The sequence below is a fragment of the Allobosea sp. RAF48 genome (assembly GCF_052114025.1).
GTDB lineage: Bacteria > Pseudomonadota > Alphaproteobacteria > Rhizobiales > Beijerinckiaceae > Allobosea.
The window spans coordinates 90,953-106,726 of the sequence record NZ_JBFRDZ010000002.1; the positions used below are offsets into that span (position 1 = coordinate 90,953).

12 protein-coding genes are annotated in these 15,774 nt (G+C 63.8%); 10 read left to right on the forward strand and 2 right to left on the reverse strand.

Annotated elements, in window-relative coordinates:
• Positions 1-309 precede the first annotated feature (309 nt).
• The 7 genes from AB4Z10_RS03860 (at position 310) to AB4Z10_RS03890 (ending at position 10,412) form a co-directional block, all read left to right on the forward strand.
• A complete protein-coding gene (locus AB4Z10_RS03860; protein ID WP_441469060.1) occupies positions 310-972 on the forward strand; it encodes a GntR family transcriptional regulator in 663 nt (220 codons plus the stop codon).
• Between the two features lie 525 nt (positions 973-1,497).
• Positions 1,498-3,006 (forward strand): DUF6212 domain-containing protein, encoded by a 1,509-nt coding sequence (locus tag AB4Z10_RS03865; RefSeq protein ID WP_441469061.1) that lies wholly within the window; start codon positions 1,498-1,500, stop codon positions 3,004-3,006.
• Positions 2,999-5,689 carry a glycosyltransferase gene (locus tag AB4Z10_RS03870; RefSeq protein WP_441469062.1) on the forward strand — a complete coding sequence of 897 codons (2,691 nt, stop codon included), beginning with the start codon at positions 2,999-3,001 and terminating at the stop codon, positions 5,687-5,689. The genes AB4Z10_RS03865 and AB4Z10_RS03870 overlap by 8 nt, the downstream gene beginning before the upstream one ends.
• Before the next feature lie 24 nt (positions 5,690-5,713).
• Positions 5,714-6,889, forward strand: coding sequence for a polysaccharide pyruvyl transferase family protein (locus tag AB4Z10_RS03875; protein WP_441469063.1), 1,176 nt, complete (start codon positions 5,714-5,716; stop codon positions 6,887-6,889).
• A gap of 39 nt (positions 6,890-6,928) precedes the next feature.
• The gene (locus AB4Z10_RS03880; protein WP_441469064.1) at positions 6,929-8,104 is read left to right on the forward strand and encodes a polysaccharide pyruvyl transferase family protein; all 1,176 of its coding nucleotides are present in this window, start codon (positions 6,929-6,931) and stop codon (positions 8,102-8,104) included.
• Positions 8,104-9,249, forward strand: a complete 1,146-nt coding sequence (locus AB4Z10_RS03885; protein WP_441469065.1) for a glycoside hydrolase — start codon at positions 8,104-8,106, stop codon at positions 9,247-9,249. Before AB4Z10_RS03880 ends, AB4Z10_RS03885 begins: the two co-directional genes overlap by 1 nt.
• Positions 9,246-10,412, forward strand: coding sequence for an SGNH/GDSL hydrolase family protein (locus AB4Z10_RS03890; RefSeq protein ID WP_441469066.1), 1,167 nt, complete (start codon positions 9,246-9,248; stop codon positions 10,410-10,412). Before AB4Z10_RS03885 ends, AB4Z10_RS03890 begins: the two co-directional genes overlap by 4 nt.
• 275 nt (positions 10,413-10,687) lie before the next feature.
• Here the strand turns inward: AB4Z10_RS03890 and AB4Z10_RS03895 are convergent, their stop codons facing one another.
• Positions 10,688-10,978: a c-type cytochrome gene (locus AB4Z10_RS03895; protein ID WP_441469067.1), complete on the reverse strand. Its 291-nt coding sequence runs from the start codon at positions 10,976-10,978 to the stop codon at positions 10,688-10,690.
• Positions 10,979-11,288: 310 nt separating this feature from the next.
• The gene (locus AB4Z10_RS03900) at positions 11,289-12,920 is read right to left on the reverse strand and encodes a Na+/H+ antiporter (protein ID WP_441469068.1); all 1,632 of its coding nucleotides are present in this window, start codon (positions 12,918-12,920) and stop codon (positions 11,289-11,291) included.
• 169 nt (positions 12,921-13,089) lie between these two features.
• Between AB4Z10_RS03900 and AB4Z10_RS03905 the strand changes: the two genes are divergently transcribed.
• The 3 genes from AB4Z10_RS03905 to AB4Z10_RS03915 all read left to right on the forward strand — a co-directional run bounded on the left by AB4Z10_RS03905 (position 13,090) and on the right by AB4Z10_RS03915 (position 15,681).
• Positions 13,090-14,598: an acetyl-CoA hydrolase/transferase family protein gene (locus tag AB4Z10_RS03905; protein ID WP_441469069.1), complete on the forward strand. Its 1,509-nt coding sequence runs from the start codon at positions 13,090-13,092 to the stop codon at positions 14,596-14,598.
• Between the two features lie 204 nt (positions 14,599-14,802).
• A complete protein-coding gene (locus tag AB4Z10_RS03910) occupies positions 14,803-15,336 on the forward strand; it encodes a hypothetical protein (protein ID WP_441469070.1) in 534 nt (177 codons plus the stop codon).
• A gap of 102 nt (positions 15,337-15,438) precedes the next feature.
• Positions 15,439-15,681: a YdcH family protein gene (locus AB4Z10_RS03915; RefSeq protein WP_441469071.1), complete on the forward strand. Its 243-nt coding sequence runs from the start codon at positions 15,439-15,441 to the stop codon at positions 15,679-15,681.
• Positions 15,682-15,774: the final 93 nt, after the last annotated feature.

Consider the following 15,774-nt stretch of genomic DNA (forward strand, 5'->3'; position numbering starts at 1 on the left):
TGCTATGTCCAATGGCCCGCCGGACTATCCCGGCTCGTGACCTGGAAAGGGGACGAGTGGCGGAACCGCTCGGGCACGAGCAATTGCCGCGCCAGCGTTCCCGGCAGGCCGGACGAGGCCGAAATCTCGATCCGGAATCCGGCTTTGCAGCATCGTGAGAGGCAGCGCGGTCATAAGGTTCCCCGGCACGGCTTCGGCGCTTGGTCGCTCGATCCATGCTCTTGATGCGTCATGTATACGTGGCGGATTTTTTGCTGTCTACTGCCGACCTGCCCTATGCTGCACAGAATGAGGGCACCGACGATGAAGATGATCGAGCCAGATGAAACGACTGCCGCGCGCAGCAAGCCGACCCGCGAGCGGGTCTATCTCTATGTGCGGGAGCAGATCCTGCGCGGCCGCTTCCCCGGCGCCTCCTTTGTCGAGGAGGAGGAGATCTCCTCGGCGCTCGGCGTTTCGCGTACGCCGGTCCGCGAAGCCTTCCATCGTCTCGAAGCCGAGAGATTCATCGACCTGCTCCCGCGCCGCGGCGCGCTCGTCCGGCAGGTGACGGCGCAGGAACTGCTCGATCTCTACGAAGCCCGGCGCATGATCGAAGGACACGCGATCAGCCGCATCTGCCGGGAGGAGATTCCATTGCCTGCCGACATGCAGGCCATTCTCGACGAACTCGAACGCATGCCGCAGGACGATTATTTCAATCGGGTCGAGCTGAACCGCCAGTTCCATTTCATCATGGTCGCCGCCGTCGGCAACATCGTGCTCTCTGAACTCTATCAGTCGCTGGGCGCACGCCAGCAGCGCGTCGCGATGACCGCGATCCATACCGACCCCAGCCGCATCGCGCGCATCAGCAAGGAACATCACGCCCTCATCGCGGCGCTGGCCGAATGGGACGAGGAGAAGGCCCTCGCCATTCTGGAGCAGCATTTGCGGCCGATCGTCGGCGTGATCTCGCGCCTGCCGGATTGAGCCGCCCCCCCTCCGGCGCACCATCCGGGTGCGGCCGGAGAGCGGGGGCCACCCGTAATCGTCTGCTGCGGGACAGCTCGGCGCGGGTCGCCTCGCTACATCCGCGCCGACTGCGTCACCGGCCGGGTGATGACGCCGCTGCGCCGAGCGCGCGGCCCCTGATCCTCGACTACATTCGCGGCAAGCACGCACGGCTCTGCAACGTGATCCCGACGCTCGAGGACGGAACGCTGCCAGCACAGCAATTCCCGGATGGCACCTTCGCCACTGGCAATCACGGGCACGCCGCCAAGCCGCACTGCGGTCGCTGCCGAGCATATCGCTTACGCATTCCATGCAACAATTATATGAAGATAAAACGCACCTTAATTCAGATATGTTTTCATTTTCAAACCATTTTCTTTTCAAATACTTTCGTGATTTCAGAAACTGCGCGAAAATGCCATAATTATAATGTTGACATGAGATAATCTGTACTCAGAATATTGCGATGCAAGAAAAGCTGAGTTTGCGATTTTCTGACGCATGGTGGGCGCTATCTTGAACGAGTCATTGTCTGCGACCATTCATCGACTTCCGCGTCGCAATCGCTATGTGATTGCCGCGATCAGCGACCAGGATGCTCTCGCAGCCTCTCCGCTCCGCGATCTTCTCGTGTTTGTCGATCCGGAGTCTGACGCCGAAGAGCTGCGGGGCACGTTTCCGCTCATCGGCGTCGCGATTTCCGATGCTGGGAACAACGCACTGCGGGCCGCGCTCAAGCGGCTTCGCAAAGTGGGTTCCCTGCCCGATGTCCCCGTCGTCCGGTTGCAGGAAGCAGCGCTCGCGTCGGACGCGGAGCTCGTGGTGCAGGTGCTCGAAGGCGGCCTCGGGCGCCTGTCGCGCCATATGGCGAGCGCCAACACCGAGCTCGCGGCGCTACGGCGGGAGCGGGAGGCGCTCTTCGAAAATTATCGCGCGCTCGAGAACGCGTTTCATGTCCGCAATTGGGACACGGTCTCGGAGGTGTTCGGCCACGGACCGTACATCGACGCCAAGGACCAGGGGCTCGCAGCCTTGCTGTGCGAATCAGAGATCGTGCAGCTCTTCCCGATTTCGAGCTATGCGGTATCCGGCTTCGCTCTGCATTTTCGTGAAGTCCCGACGGACAAGACCGGCCGGCTCATCGTAACCCTCGATTACGTGGAGAGCAGCGAGGGGATCGCGGAATGGTTCATTCCTTATGCCAGTGTCACGCAGGGCTGGAACTTCTTCTCCTTGCCCAAGGCGTGTGACGGCAGCCCCCGCACGCTGCGGCTCAGAATCTCTGCCAGCGGCGGGCTGCCGCCCGAACTCTCTCTCGGCCACGTCATCACCAACGAGCGCTACGCCGCCCAGGCGCGGGCGCCGCATGCCGACCTCGACATGCGCCCTCTCGCCCTGCGGATTTTCACCGGGCTCCCGGGCGTCCGTCCCACCGCCCTGCCGAATGTCTTCGCGCCGTCCACGGTGATCTCCGGGCGGAAGGTCGAGGACTATCGACTCCCGGTCGAGTTGCTGCGCGCCGTCACCAATGTCTCGGCGAGCCCGATCGAGCCGAGCTTTCAGACTGTGCGCTTTCTCGAGCTCGAGGATGCGATCGGCTGCCATCCGCTCAGCGAGGGCATCACGGCCGGCGCCGTTCGTCGCGTCGTAGCGCCGGGCACGGCGCGCATCTCGGCGCGCGCCGTGATCGATCATCCCGAAGGCAAGCCCGCCACGGTCGGGCTGATGCTCGTCCCCTTGTCGGCGAATATCCGAAAGGAAATCGCGGCTCTCGCCGATGGCCGCGCATTGCCGCCCACGGCGTTCTTCAGCGGATGGATGGAAATCACGGCCGCGCAGCCGGTAGACATCAACTTCATGCTGGAAGCGCCGGCGCCGCGCACGATGGACCTGGTCGTCCTGAGCAAGGCTGCAACCAATTCGGTCGATTTCGCCTGGCTCAAGGTCTTCAATTTCCGACTGGTAAAGTATCTGGAGAACAGCCCGGCCCGGGAGGTCGCCAATGCGTGACGAGCCTCAGGATCTGGTCGCCATCGCCGTGCCGCTCTACGGCCATGCTGCGCTCGTGATCGAGGCGTTGGAATCCGCCTTGGCTTCGGTAACGGACTGCCGCCTCGCAATCGTGGTTTCGGTCGATGGCGACCCGCAGCATGAGGTGTTCGACCAGCTCACCCTCCATGCCGCGGCGCATCCGGAGGTCCATGTGATCTTCGGCGAGAATGCCGGCCCGGGCGGCGCCCGCAATCGTGCGATCGACTACATCCTCGAAGAGTTGCCGGAGACCAAGGCGGTCTATTTTCTCGACGCCGATAATCGCGTCCTGCCGAACACGGTCGAAACCCTCTATCGCCGGCTGAGGGCAAGCAAGGCTGGCTGGGTCTACACGAATATCGATACGTTCTCGGTCAATTGGCGGGCGCATTACGGTGACAGTTATTCGCGCCTGATTCACTGCATCAGCGACAATATCTGCGACACCGGCTCGATGATCTCGATCGACGTCTTCAGCAGCGGTGTCCGCTTCGAAGAAGATCGCCAGAACGGCTTCGAGGATTGGGAGTTCTGGCTTTCGGCCGTCGAAGGAGGCTTCGTTGGCGAGCCTTGCCATGACACCGCGTTCGAATACCGCCTGCGCGCGGAAAGCCGCTTCAAGGAGGCGAACCGCGACCGCTCGGCCTCGATGAGTTTCCTCCGCCGGCGGCACAAGGCGCTGTTCCGCCGGCCAACCCTGGTCGGCTTCGAGCATGAGGAAGCGCCGCGCTATGCTCTGATCCGCAGCGGCGAGGGTATGCTCGACGTCTTCACGGATCCGACGCTGCCACCCGGGCAGATGGGCTTCGACGAAGCGGTGCGGGCCTTCTGGGGCAATGCCGGCGAGCCCGACAATGTCCATTTCCCGCCCTTCATCGCCGCCAGCAGCAGCGAGACGCTCAAGCTCCTCGCCCGTTCGCGGCTCCTGCCGAACGTTCTCTGCCATCTCGAGACGTTTGCCGAACGGTGCAATGTCGTCTTCGTGGAGCTCTGCAACGTCGCTTCGCAGCGGAGCATCGAGTGGGAAATCCTCCCGTCCGGCGCTCAGCGCGGCGCAGCGGATCTGACCTTCGTCTCGACCGATCTGATCAGGAGCGTCATCAACGACGACGCGCTCGATTGGTTCTCATCGATTGGCCGCGAACAGGCGTGGCCGACATCGGCACGCCTCAAAGTCAGCTTCCCCTTCCCCAAGGCGCGGCAGCGCCGCTCGCTGATCCGGCCCGAGCAGGCGCTGCTCAATCTCGTCAGCGCGCTCACGACAAGCCCGCTGCGGCAGACAGCGTCGACGCGCTGGACATGGCGCCCCCGCCGGCTGCCTGCCCTGTCCGAGCTTTACAAGCTGCTCAGAACCGAGCTCGGCGGCTCCCCCGTGCTGCCGCTGGCGCACCATGCGGCAGCGCGTCGGACGGCAGCCGTGCTGGTGCCGAACGCCTCGTTCGGCGGAGCCGAAAAGGTCGCCTATGCGGCCGGACGGGAACTTAGGCAGAACGGCTTCGAGACCCATCTTTTCGTGCTCGGCTCCGGGCGGATGGAGGTGCTCGACGAGTTCGACCAAGCGTTCGACCATCTCCATTTCTGGAAGGACGGCGTGCCGGCCTGGGGCGCGAGCGGCCATTTCCTCGGTCAGGATTTCATCACCGACGAGCACGCCCTCGACTGGGCCGGGTTGAAGGGGCTGCTCTCGGGCTTCGACCTGATCGTCAACAACCATGTTATGGCGGCCCATCCGCTGATGGCGCAGTTCCGCTCTGCCGGAACCCGCACGGCCTGCTATCTCCATGTCGTCGATGAGACGGCGCTCAGGCGCCCGGCCGGGCAGCCCTATGCAGCCATCGCCTTCGAGCATGCTTACGACGCCTTCCTGACCTGCTCGGAACAATTGAAGAGCTATCTGCACAGTTTCGGCGTCCCCTTCGGCAAGATCTTCGCCGTGCCGAATGCGGCAAGCTTCTCCATCGACGCAAAGCTGCGGGCTCAGGTGACCGAGGCGCGCAAAGCCGGGCGCGGAAGCGATCCGCTCCGCCTGCTCTATATGGGCCGGCTCGATCGGCAGAAGGGCATCGACCGGCTGCACGGCACGCTCGTCCGGCTCAAGGAGCGGGATATCGCCTTCGAGGCCCGGGCCGTCGGCGGCGAGATCCTCTCCGACGACCCTAGCTCGTCCTGGATGACGCGCTTGCGCGATATCGACGTCGAGGTCGCACCGCCGGTCTTCGCCGCCAAGGATATCGCGGCTCATCTGGCTTGGGCCGACATACTGGTGATGCCGTCGCGCTGGGAGGGGGCTCCGCTGATGATCGCAGAGGCGCAGCAGCTCGGCTGCGTCCCGATGGCGACCGCAGTCGGCGCAGTCGAGGAATTGGTCGTCGACGGCCAGGACGGCGTGCTGATCGCGAACGCGGCCGACGCCCAGATCGTGGTCGAGATGGCCCGGACGATCGCCATACTCGCGCGGGACCGCGCAACGCTTGGCCGCTTGGCCGAAGGCGCGCTCGCGACGGCGGCGCAACGCTCCTGGAGCGCGTCCTTCGCCGATTTCATCGCCTGGAGCGACGCTATCGAACCCGCGGCCCCCGTCCGGCGCAACACCGCTTCGGGCGAGCCCACTGGTGACGTGTCCATGGCGGAGGCCGCTCTCTCCGCCCGTGCCGTCGCGTGACGATCAACGGAAGATCCTGAAGCCATGCCCCCCAGAATCCTTGTCACCGGCATACCGAGCCATCTCACCCGCCACATTCAGAAGGCAGAAGGCGCCCAAGTCTTCTATTCGGAGAAGCAGCCGCAGCCCGAGAGCAAGGAGGCCTTCCTCCGCGAGCTCAAAAACATCAGCAATACCGGGAACTACCTGATCGGCGAAGGCGCGCTGCGGGCGCTGTCGCCGAACGCGACGCATATCCCGTTCTGGCATCTGTGGAACGCCGTCAATAACGGCACCGGCCTCGACACGATCAACGATCGCTTCGATATCTGCGTCTTCACCTGCGCCAACCTGCTGCGCAAGGGCCTTTCGGCCGATGCCGAGGCGCTCGTGCTCTCGAAGCTCGACATGCCGGTCGTGATGCTCGGCATCGGAATCCAGAACCGGCCCGATCTCGAACAGTCCTTGCCCGAGGGGACGCAGCGCCTGCTGAAAGTCCTGAAGGAAAGGGAGCACTATTTCCTGACGCGCGGCGAGGAGACCGCTGCCTTCCTCAAGGACCAGGGCTTTTCCTTCGTCAGGCCGGTCGGCTGTCCCTCGCTCTATTTCATGCCGGCCAATGTACGGCGTGCGCTGCGCCGGCTGCCGGAGGTGAAGGTCGGCGAATGCCGCACGGTCTTCACCGGATATATGGGCGCCGAGCTCAACACGATCGGTGACATGAACGCGCTGTCTTCGAACGACGGGCGCTCATCCTATGTGGTGCAAGACGAGCTGCTGCATTTCGATATTCAGGTCGAGCCGGATGCGGATGGCCGCGTCTACGATTCCGCCTCGGGCGGAGTGATCGGGGACCTGACCTTCAAGGGCTCGGACGAGCTGAAGAAGAAGATCAACGTCCATGCCTTCTTCGACACCAACCAATGGCGGGCCTGGACCTCGTCGATGGACTTCGCCTTCGGCCGGCGCTTCCACGGCAACGTCATCGCGCTGCAGGCCGGCGTTCCCAGCCTGATCGTGGCGGTCGACGACCGCATGCGCGAGATGCTGAACTTTTCCGGGCTGCCCAAGCTCGAAGCCGCCGATTTCAACAACGCCAATGATCGCGCGGCCTTCGTCGCCGATCACCTCGCCGCGATGAACATTCCGCAGGTCATCGAGACCTATTCCGAGCGTGAGCACAATTTCCGCTCGGTCTTGAACGAGATCGGCATCGCCTGATGCCGTGTATGGCAAATCGGGACTTAAGGGCAGACTGACATGCGGATCATGGTCACGGGCATACCATCCTACCTGATGCGGACCGTCGAGAGCGCATCGGGAGCGACCGTCAGGCACCGCCCGTATTTCGAGACGGTGCGGACCAAAACGGACCTGATCGACCAGGTCAAGAAGATCGCCAACACCGGCAACTACCTGATCGGGGAAGGTGCCGCTCACAGCGTGCGCGGCCACGACGTAACCTACGTGCCGTTCTGGCATCTGGCGAACAACGTCAATTCGCCGGAAACCTACGAGAAGCTGAACCAGAGCTTCGATCTGTGCTTGTTCGCCTCGGCCAACCTGCTGCGGCCGGGCTATGCGGCGACGACCGAGTCCTTCGTGTTCGAGCGGCTCAACATGCCGATCGTGGTCATGGGTATTGGCATCCAGAAGAAGGAGAACCTCCAGGACGCACTGCCCGAAGGCACGCGCCGCTTCCTCAACGTGCTCAAGAAGAAGGAAAGCTTCTTTCTGACGCGGGGCCATTTCACGGCCGATTTCCTCAAGGCCGAGGGCTTGAAATACGTCCGCCCGACCGGCTGTCCGTCATTGTATTACGAGCCGGCCGCGATGAAGCGCTCGCTCAGCCACCTCGCCGATCCCGATCTCGCCGATTCCCAGAAGATCGCCTTCGGCGGCTATCTCGGCAGCGTGCCGGACACCATCGTCGATGCCCATGCCCTGCTGCGGCAGGACAGCGTCGCGAGCTATGTCATTCAGGACGAGATCACCGTCTACAACCTCAACATCCTCGCCGACGAGACCGGCGACGCCTACGACCAGGCCGCTGGCCGCATCATAGCCAGGACCGAGTACAAGCATTCCGAGAAATGGCAGCGGAACTGCGAGTTCCGCGTCTTCTTCGACACGCATAAGTGGCGCAGCTGGGTATCGGGACAGGATTTCTGCTTCGGCCGCCGCTTCCACGGTTCGATCATCGGCATGCAGGCCGGCGTGCCGGCGCTGATGATCGCGGTCGACGACCGCATGCGCGAGATGCTCGATTTCGTGGGCTTCCCCTATATCGAGGCGTCCGTCTGGAATCGCGAAGCGAAGAAGAAGGCCTTCCTGCAGGATTTCCTTTCCAAGATCGACGTGCCGGCTGCGATCCATCGCTACGCGGCCTGCGAGGAGAACTTCTACGCGGCGCTCAAGGATATCGGGATCCGCTGATGGCAGGAGGCGCGCGCGAAGCCATGCGGCGAAGCCGGCACGCCGGACGGCCGGCGCTGCTGCCCCGCCTGATCCCCTTCGTCGCGGCGTCGGGCCTGGCGGCGGCGGCTGCTCTCGCCGCGCCCGCCACCGCCCCCACGCAGTTCGGCGTCAACCGCGTCAATCTCGCTTGGCTCGATGCCGCCGGCCGCGAGAAGGTGCTGGATCAGATCGCGCAGAGCGGCATCCGCGCGGTGCGGCTTTCTCTCACGAATCCGATGGACGCCAGCATCGACGCCGTCCGGCTTGCCCATCAGAAGGGCCTCGCCATCCTGCTCGAGATTTCGCTCAACAACGCCGCCCTCTATCCCGAAGGAACGAAGCCGCGCTCCGGCCGCGGCCGCATCTGGGACATGTATCGCCTCTCCGACGTCTCGCCGGAGCTCTTCCGGGCGGCCCTGGGCGATGCCCTGCAACGGATCGATCGGCTCGGCGTCGCTCTCCTCGCCGTCGAACCCGGCAACGAGATCAATTGGGGCGCCTATAACGGCGATCTGGAGATCAGGCCCGAAGCCAATACGCGCACGGCCCGCTCGCTCCAGGATCTGGCGGATCCGGATGCGGTCGCACGCGGCGCGGCGAATTACGTCCAACTGCTGAAGGTCACCCGCGCGGAACTGGCGAAGACGAAGCTCAGTGCCGGCGCCAAGGTCGTCTCGGCCGGCCTCTCGGACATCCCGCCGGAGCATGCCGACCGGCGCGGCATCGATAGCATCGACCCGGCGAGCTTCACCGCGCTGATGCGCGAGCATGGGCTCGATCAGGCCGCCGATGGCTATGGCATCCATGTCTATCCCGGCGGCGATGGCTCGCCCGCCGCCCGCGAGCAGCATGTCGAGCAGGCCCTTTCGATCTGCCGCTCGCGCCCGGCGGAGGGCAAGCCCTGCTGGGTCACCGAATGGGGCTTCGCCAACACCGCAAAGACCTGCCCGGCAGACGACAGCCGCCGCGAGCGCCTGGTCAAGGCGACCCGCGAGCGCTTCGCGGACCTTATGCGCGCGGGGCGGATCGCGGCCGCCTTCTATTTCGACTGGGACGCGACCACCTATGGCATCTGGCGCTGCGGCGAACTTTCTTCCGCCGGCCGGGCCGCGGTGACGCCGTGACGCTGAAAACCCTGATCATCGGCGGTTCCAATACCGTCATGCAGCCCGGCTACCTGTCCTCGCTCTTGTCGGTCATGGCGCGGCGCGGCGTGGCGCTCGACATCGTCGCGGATCTCTCGGTCGGCGGCACGACCAGCGCCTTCGGCCTCCACCAGCTCAAGCTGCATGAGCAGGAGCTCGCCGATTGCGACCTGCTGCTCATCGAATATGCGCTCAATGACGCCTTCGTCTATGGCGACGAGCGGCGCCCGTTTCGGCACTGGGCCCGCTTTTACGAGGGCCTCATCCGCTTCGCCCGCGAGCGCAACCCCAAGCTCAGGATCGCCACCCTCATCTTCGGCGCCCGCAACGGTTCGTTCCTGACGTCCGTGCCCGCGATCGACGCGGGGATCGCCTATATCTCGCGCTGGTACGGGACGATCTGCATCGATGTCTCGCAGTTGCTGATGCAGCGCCTCGGGCGCGATGTCGTCGGCCATGCGAGCTTCTACTCCGATCAGGGCCATTATGCCCGGCCGGTGGCGACGACCATCGTCGCCAACCTGATCGCCGACGAGCTGGAGCAGGCCCTCGCCGCCCCTCAACGCCCCGCAGCGCTGCCGCCCGCGATCGATCCCGAGCATTTCGCCAACGCCCGCGCGTTCGATGGCGCCTGGCTGGCCAAGCGGCTCGGACGGCCCGTCGTCGAATATGCCAACCGCCGCTTCTCGGTGGCAGCCGTGGATCTCGGGCGGGACCGGCTCCGTTTCGACATCGACAAGGGCATGCTGCTCGCATTGAGCTATGTCTGCGAGCCTCGCATCCCGCCGCTTGATCTGCAGGCCGGTGACGAGATGCACCGCGCCGCGCTGCTCAAGGGCGGCGTGCGCGACGGCACCTACAAGTTCCTGGTCTCGATGCTCAGCTTCGAGTTTTTATATGGTCCAACGCTTCTCGACATGCAGCAGACGCGCGCGCTGACACTCTCCGGAGGGACCGCCGCCGCCGGGCACAAATTGCATGTGCCCAAAGACAGCGTTCGGCACGAAACCCTTCCAGCAGAGCCGGCCCTCCCCATTACCGGCATTCTCTTCACCGGAAACCTCAAGACCTGCGCCATCGAGAGATACGGCGCACAGCAGCCATCGACGGCCGACGGGCTTGCCGAGGCCGCGACGGCATAGAGGTGCCGGCCCGCACAGGCGTGCTGCGGCCGAGGCACACCCTGGTTAGGCCCGCATAGAGCGCCAGGCGCGAGTTGGAGATGACGAGGAGGCTCCAGGTCGCGCAGAAGACAAGCCCGTTCGCGCGCCTCATTGCGGCCAATCATGCGACCATCTGGGACAAATCGGCTAACACTCCGACGACCGCGGAAAGTCGGCACGGCGGCTGTCCTCGCGGCAGCCCTCCATCCGCCGCAGGTGACCGGCCTAAGCCGGAGTTCCTGCCGCTTCGCTCTCTATCGCGCCGGAAGGGACGCGTAATAGGCAGCGAGAGCGGCGATTTCGGCCGTGGACAGCTCGCGAGCCATGTAGCGCATTTCCTTATGAGCGCGCTTGCCCGACTTGAAGGCCAATATCTGATTGAACAAGTAGCGTTCATTCTGCCCCGCCAGGTGAGGCACCTCGATATCTCGCGCGATACCATCTTCGCCATGGCATGCGGCACATTGCTCGATGGCGAACTGCCTCGGCTCCGAAAGCGCAGGACTGGCGACAAGGAGCGCAGTCAAAGACAAGCGAATGATCAAGTTCCAAGCTCCCGGCCTACGCGCCTGACGACGCCGCTGTGGTCAACTGTTCCGCCATCGCAATTGCCCGCGACCGAGCTTCCGGCGTCATCATCGGGGCAGGCCACAGCACCTGCACCCGCGGCGGAAGTGGTGGCTCATCATTCAGCCAATCGTGAACGCGGCTGATCCGGCCATTGCAGAACTGCTGCGCAAACCGGTCCGGCGCCAAGTTCACCTGCCGGAGCCCATAGCGAAACTGCTCACCGGTTATGTGCGCCGCCTTTGCCTTCGACGGCGATAGCTGAAATTTGGGGGCCATGTCTTGTGCTTAGCCTGTGTACCGCGTTTCCAGCAGGTCGATATCCCGGATCATCTTCTGGGCGGCCTCTTCGTGCAGTTCGCGACGGCGCGACAATCGGTAGATTTCGGCGCGTTCAGCGCGAAGCCCCGCCACTCTCAGCTTTCTCTCGATGGCCTCCAGGCGGCGACCATGAAAAGTTCCTTCGATATTTTTCGGGCGCCCTTCGATCCTTTGTCGATAAGTCTCCATCACGCGTAATGCGCCCTCCGTGTAGAGGTCAGCATCCGAGCGCCCGGCCGCCATTTCATGCTGGGCCCGCTCGATGGCTTTGATGGCCGCACGCGCCGCTCTGTCGCGGGCTTGGTCGATTTCCTCCTGATCGAAATCTTCGGCGGGAAGTTTGAGGTTTCTGAGGAGCGGGGGCAGCACGATGCTGGCCACGACCAGCGAAACCACGATAACCCCGGCGGCCAGGAAGATCGCGAGTTCTCTTGCCGGAAAGGGCGAGCCGTCGCGGAGGGCAAACGGCAACGTCATCACACCGGCGAGCGTGATAGCCCCGCGCACACCTGCAAGCGATGTCGCCGCGATTATGCGCCAGCCAACCAGAGGGATGGGCTCGCCTTTTCGCGAGGCCCTGAACATCGTGAAGCGAAGTGAGACCCAGACCCAGACGAAACGCAACACGCAAAGCGCCAGGCTGATCGCCAGAACGTAGCCTGCCAGCAGCAACGGTTGGTGGTGGCCGGCAGCTCGCACGGCGCTCACGGCTCCATTCAGAATTCCGGGCATCTGCTCCCCGAGCAGAACGAAGATCACGCCGTTGGCCGCGAACTGGATCATGTCCCAGACGGCCGCGCGTCGGATGCGGGTGACAGCGAGCGCCTGCCCGGTTCCTTCGATGAAACTCATCGTGATACCGGCCGCGACCACCGCCAGAATGCCGGAACAGTGGAAATGCTCGGCGACGAGATAAGCGCCGAAAGGGATGAGCACGCTGATCAGTATCTGCGAACTCGTGTCCTCGCCGACCCTGCTCGTGATCCATTGCTTGGCAGCGGAGACGGCCCAGGTAAGGCCGACGCCGATCAAAACCCCGCCAAGAGCGAGCCACACGAAAGTCGCGAGCGCCTCTTGCAGCGAGAACGTGCCGGTCAACACTGCCGCCACGGCAAAGCGCATGCAAACCAGGCCCGAGGCATCGTTGAGCAGTGCTTCGCCTTCCAGGATATGCATCAGCCGCTTCGGAATACGGGTGCGCGACGCAATCGCGGTGACTGCGATGGGATCGGTCGGTGAGACGATTGCGGCCAGGGCGAACGCCACGGCAAGGGGCATCGCAGGAATGAGCCAGTGGATCAGGAGGCCCACGCCCAATACCGTGAACAGCACGAGCCCGAGCGCGAGCTCAAGGATCACTCGCCTGTCGCGAACCAGATGCGCTTTCGGAATGCGCCAGCCGTCCAGAAAGAGGAGCGGCGGCAGGAAAAGGACGAAGAACAGATCCGGATCGAGATAAACGGTCGGCACGACCGACACGGCAATCACCGCACCGAGTCCGATTTGGACGAGCGGCAAAGGCAGCTTTGTCCAGCGAGCAAGGGAGCCGCTGATCACAACGGCTGCAAGCAAGGTCAGAACGGTAACGACAGGTTCCATGACTCGGCGCGCTTTAGACAATCATCAAGCGCCGGACCTTATCCCGGCCTCACACCACGGCGATAGCTCCGGTCGCACGCGTCGCAAGCGCATAGGCCTTTCGTAGCAACGGGCTTGACTGACGCTACGGCCGACAGGCCAAAGGTGGCCGAGCAAGGCGGGATCCGAAATGTCGAGAATTGCGAACGCGCCACTACGCGCGAAGGTGATGAGCGCGCAGGATGCGGCGGCACTCATCCAGAGCGGCATGACCCTGGGATTGAGCGGCTTCACGGGCTCAGGCTATCCGAAGGCGGTGCCGCTAGCGCTCGCCGAACGCATCGAAGCCGCGCACCGCGCTGGCCAGCCGTTCCGTGTCCGCGTCTGGACCGGAGCCTCGACCGGCCCCGAGCTCGACGGCGCTCTGGCCAAGGCCGACGGGATCGAGTTCCGCCTGCCCTACAATTCCGATCCCATCGCGCGCGAGAAGATCAACCGCGGCGAGATGGAGTATTTCGACATGCATCTCTCCCAGGTCGCGCCGATGGCCTGGCAAGGCTTCCTTGGGCCGCTCGACGTCGCGGTGATCGAGGTCTCCGGCATCCGACCGGACGGCTCCCTGATCCCCTCCTCCTCGATCGGCAACAACAAGACCTGGCTCGACAGGGCCGACAAGGTCATCCTCGAGGTCAATCGCTGGCAGAGCGCCGAGCTCGAAGGCATGCACGACATCTACTACGGCACGGCCCTGCCGCCGCACCGCGTGCCGATCCCGCTGGTGAAGCCGCAGGACCGGATCGGCGAGGCCTATCTGCGCTGCGATTCCAACAAGATCGTCGCGATCGTCGAGACCGAATCGCCCGACCGCAACCTGCCCTATGCACCGCCGGACGAGACGGCCAGCGCCATCGCCGGCCACCTCATCGAGTTCCTGCGCCACGAGGTCGCCCGGGGCCGGCTGCCCGCCTCGCTGCTGCCGCTGCAGTCCGGCGTCGGCAACATCACCAATGCCGTGCTCTCCGGCCTGCTCGATGCGCCCTTCGAGAACCTCACCGCCTATACCGAAGTCATCCAGGACGGCATGATCGACCTGATCGACGCCGGCAAGCTCGTGCTGGCGTCGGCGACCGCCTTTTCGGTCAGCCCGGAGGCGGCAGCGAAGCTCAATGCCGGCATGGCGCGCTACCGCGACAAGATGATCCTGCGGCCGCAGGAGATCAGCAACCACCCCGAACTAGTGCGCCGGCTCGGCTGCATCGCCATGAACGGGCTGATCGAGGCCGACATCTACGGCAACGTCAATTCGACCCATATCATGGGCTCGCGCATCCAGAACGGCATCGGTGGCTCCGGCGATTTCGCGCGCAACGCCTTCGTCTCGATCTTCATGACCCCGTCGACAGCCAAGGGTGGCGCGATCTCGGCCATCGTCCCGCAGGCGAGCCATGTCGACCACATCACTCAGGACGTGCAGGTGATCGTGACCGAGCAGGGCCTGGCCGATCTGCGTGGCCTCAGTCCGAAGCAGCGCGCCCGCACGATCATCGCCAACTGCGCTCATCCGGGCTACCGGCCCGCGCTGGAAGATTATTTCCGCCGAGCCCAGGCCGGATCCTACGGTCAGCAGTCGCCCTGCCTGCCCGGCGAAGCGCTGTCCTGGCACCAGCGCTTCATCGAAACGGGCAGCATGCGGGGCTGAGCAGCAGATTTGGAACTCCCGAAGCCCGGCATGCCGGGAGATCCACGGTCATCGTCAGTTTTGGCGTTGCCAGCTGCATCCGATATTGGCCCAGAAAGCGGACTCAGGGGCGACCGAAAGAGAGCTCTCCGCTCGGCGTAGGCTTTCATCCCCTCCCGAAAAAGACCCCGTGCCGCTCGTTTACGGGTCGTCGGGCGATGACGGATGCTTTCGCACACTTCCAGACGGTTTCCTGTCATCGGGAGCCTGACCGGCGCTGAGGACTTCTCCAAGCTTCGGTTCACCTTGACGCAAATCAAGGGAAAACGCTGCCCCGCAAGTTATGAGGGATGTCGAAAGGGCATCCCGATCATGGTTCACGCCAAAGACCTGCCATCCAGCTTCCGCCATGTGCGACTGCTCCTCGCGCGGGAAAAGGGCCATCCTTCCGGCGAGGAGGATCAAGGGTACGATCTCCTGGTTCCGCTGGACGACGAAAATCGTCTCGATCCGGTGGAGTGGAAAAATCATCAAACGGCATGTCGGGTGCGCCGGTTCGACGAGGGCCAGGAAGAAAAAATCGGTCGATTGCGGCGCAAGCCCGGCGGCCAATGGTATTTCGACTACGAAGCAGGAGAAAGCGACGACGAACTCGGCTTTCGTCTTGGCGAAGAACGTTTCCTGATCGGTGAGTACATCTCAATCGGCAGACGGCCGGATTACCATGTCTATCGGGTTGTTCGCGTCGAAAAGCCATAAAGCACCGTCCAGACCCTTCACGTATGCGGCCTCGCGTGAGGCATGCCAGTGATTTGCCCCGTCGGTCTGGAGCGCATGGGGAAACTTACGGAGAACAGGACATTGTCAAACACGCCGCACACACTTCGCGATGAATTTCCCGACCAGATGGATGCGATCCACGCCCTGAAGGTGAGCAGCCCGGAACTCTTGCGGATTCTGGAAGAGTACGACGAAGTGAACGACCAGATTCATCGGGCCGAGACCCGGATTGCAGCGCTCAGCGAGGACGCCGAAGCGGCGCTACGTAAAGAGCGGCTGTCCCTCAAGGACAGGATTGCCGACGCTCTGAACAAGGCAAGATAGGACCCACCGACCGGACAGCCTCGCTCTGAGGCGAGGCTGTCTGTTTCTGCCGTCCTGCGGCGACGGGGGCTGCCGACCGGCACTCCAGAGCCC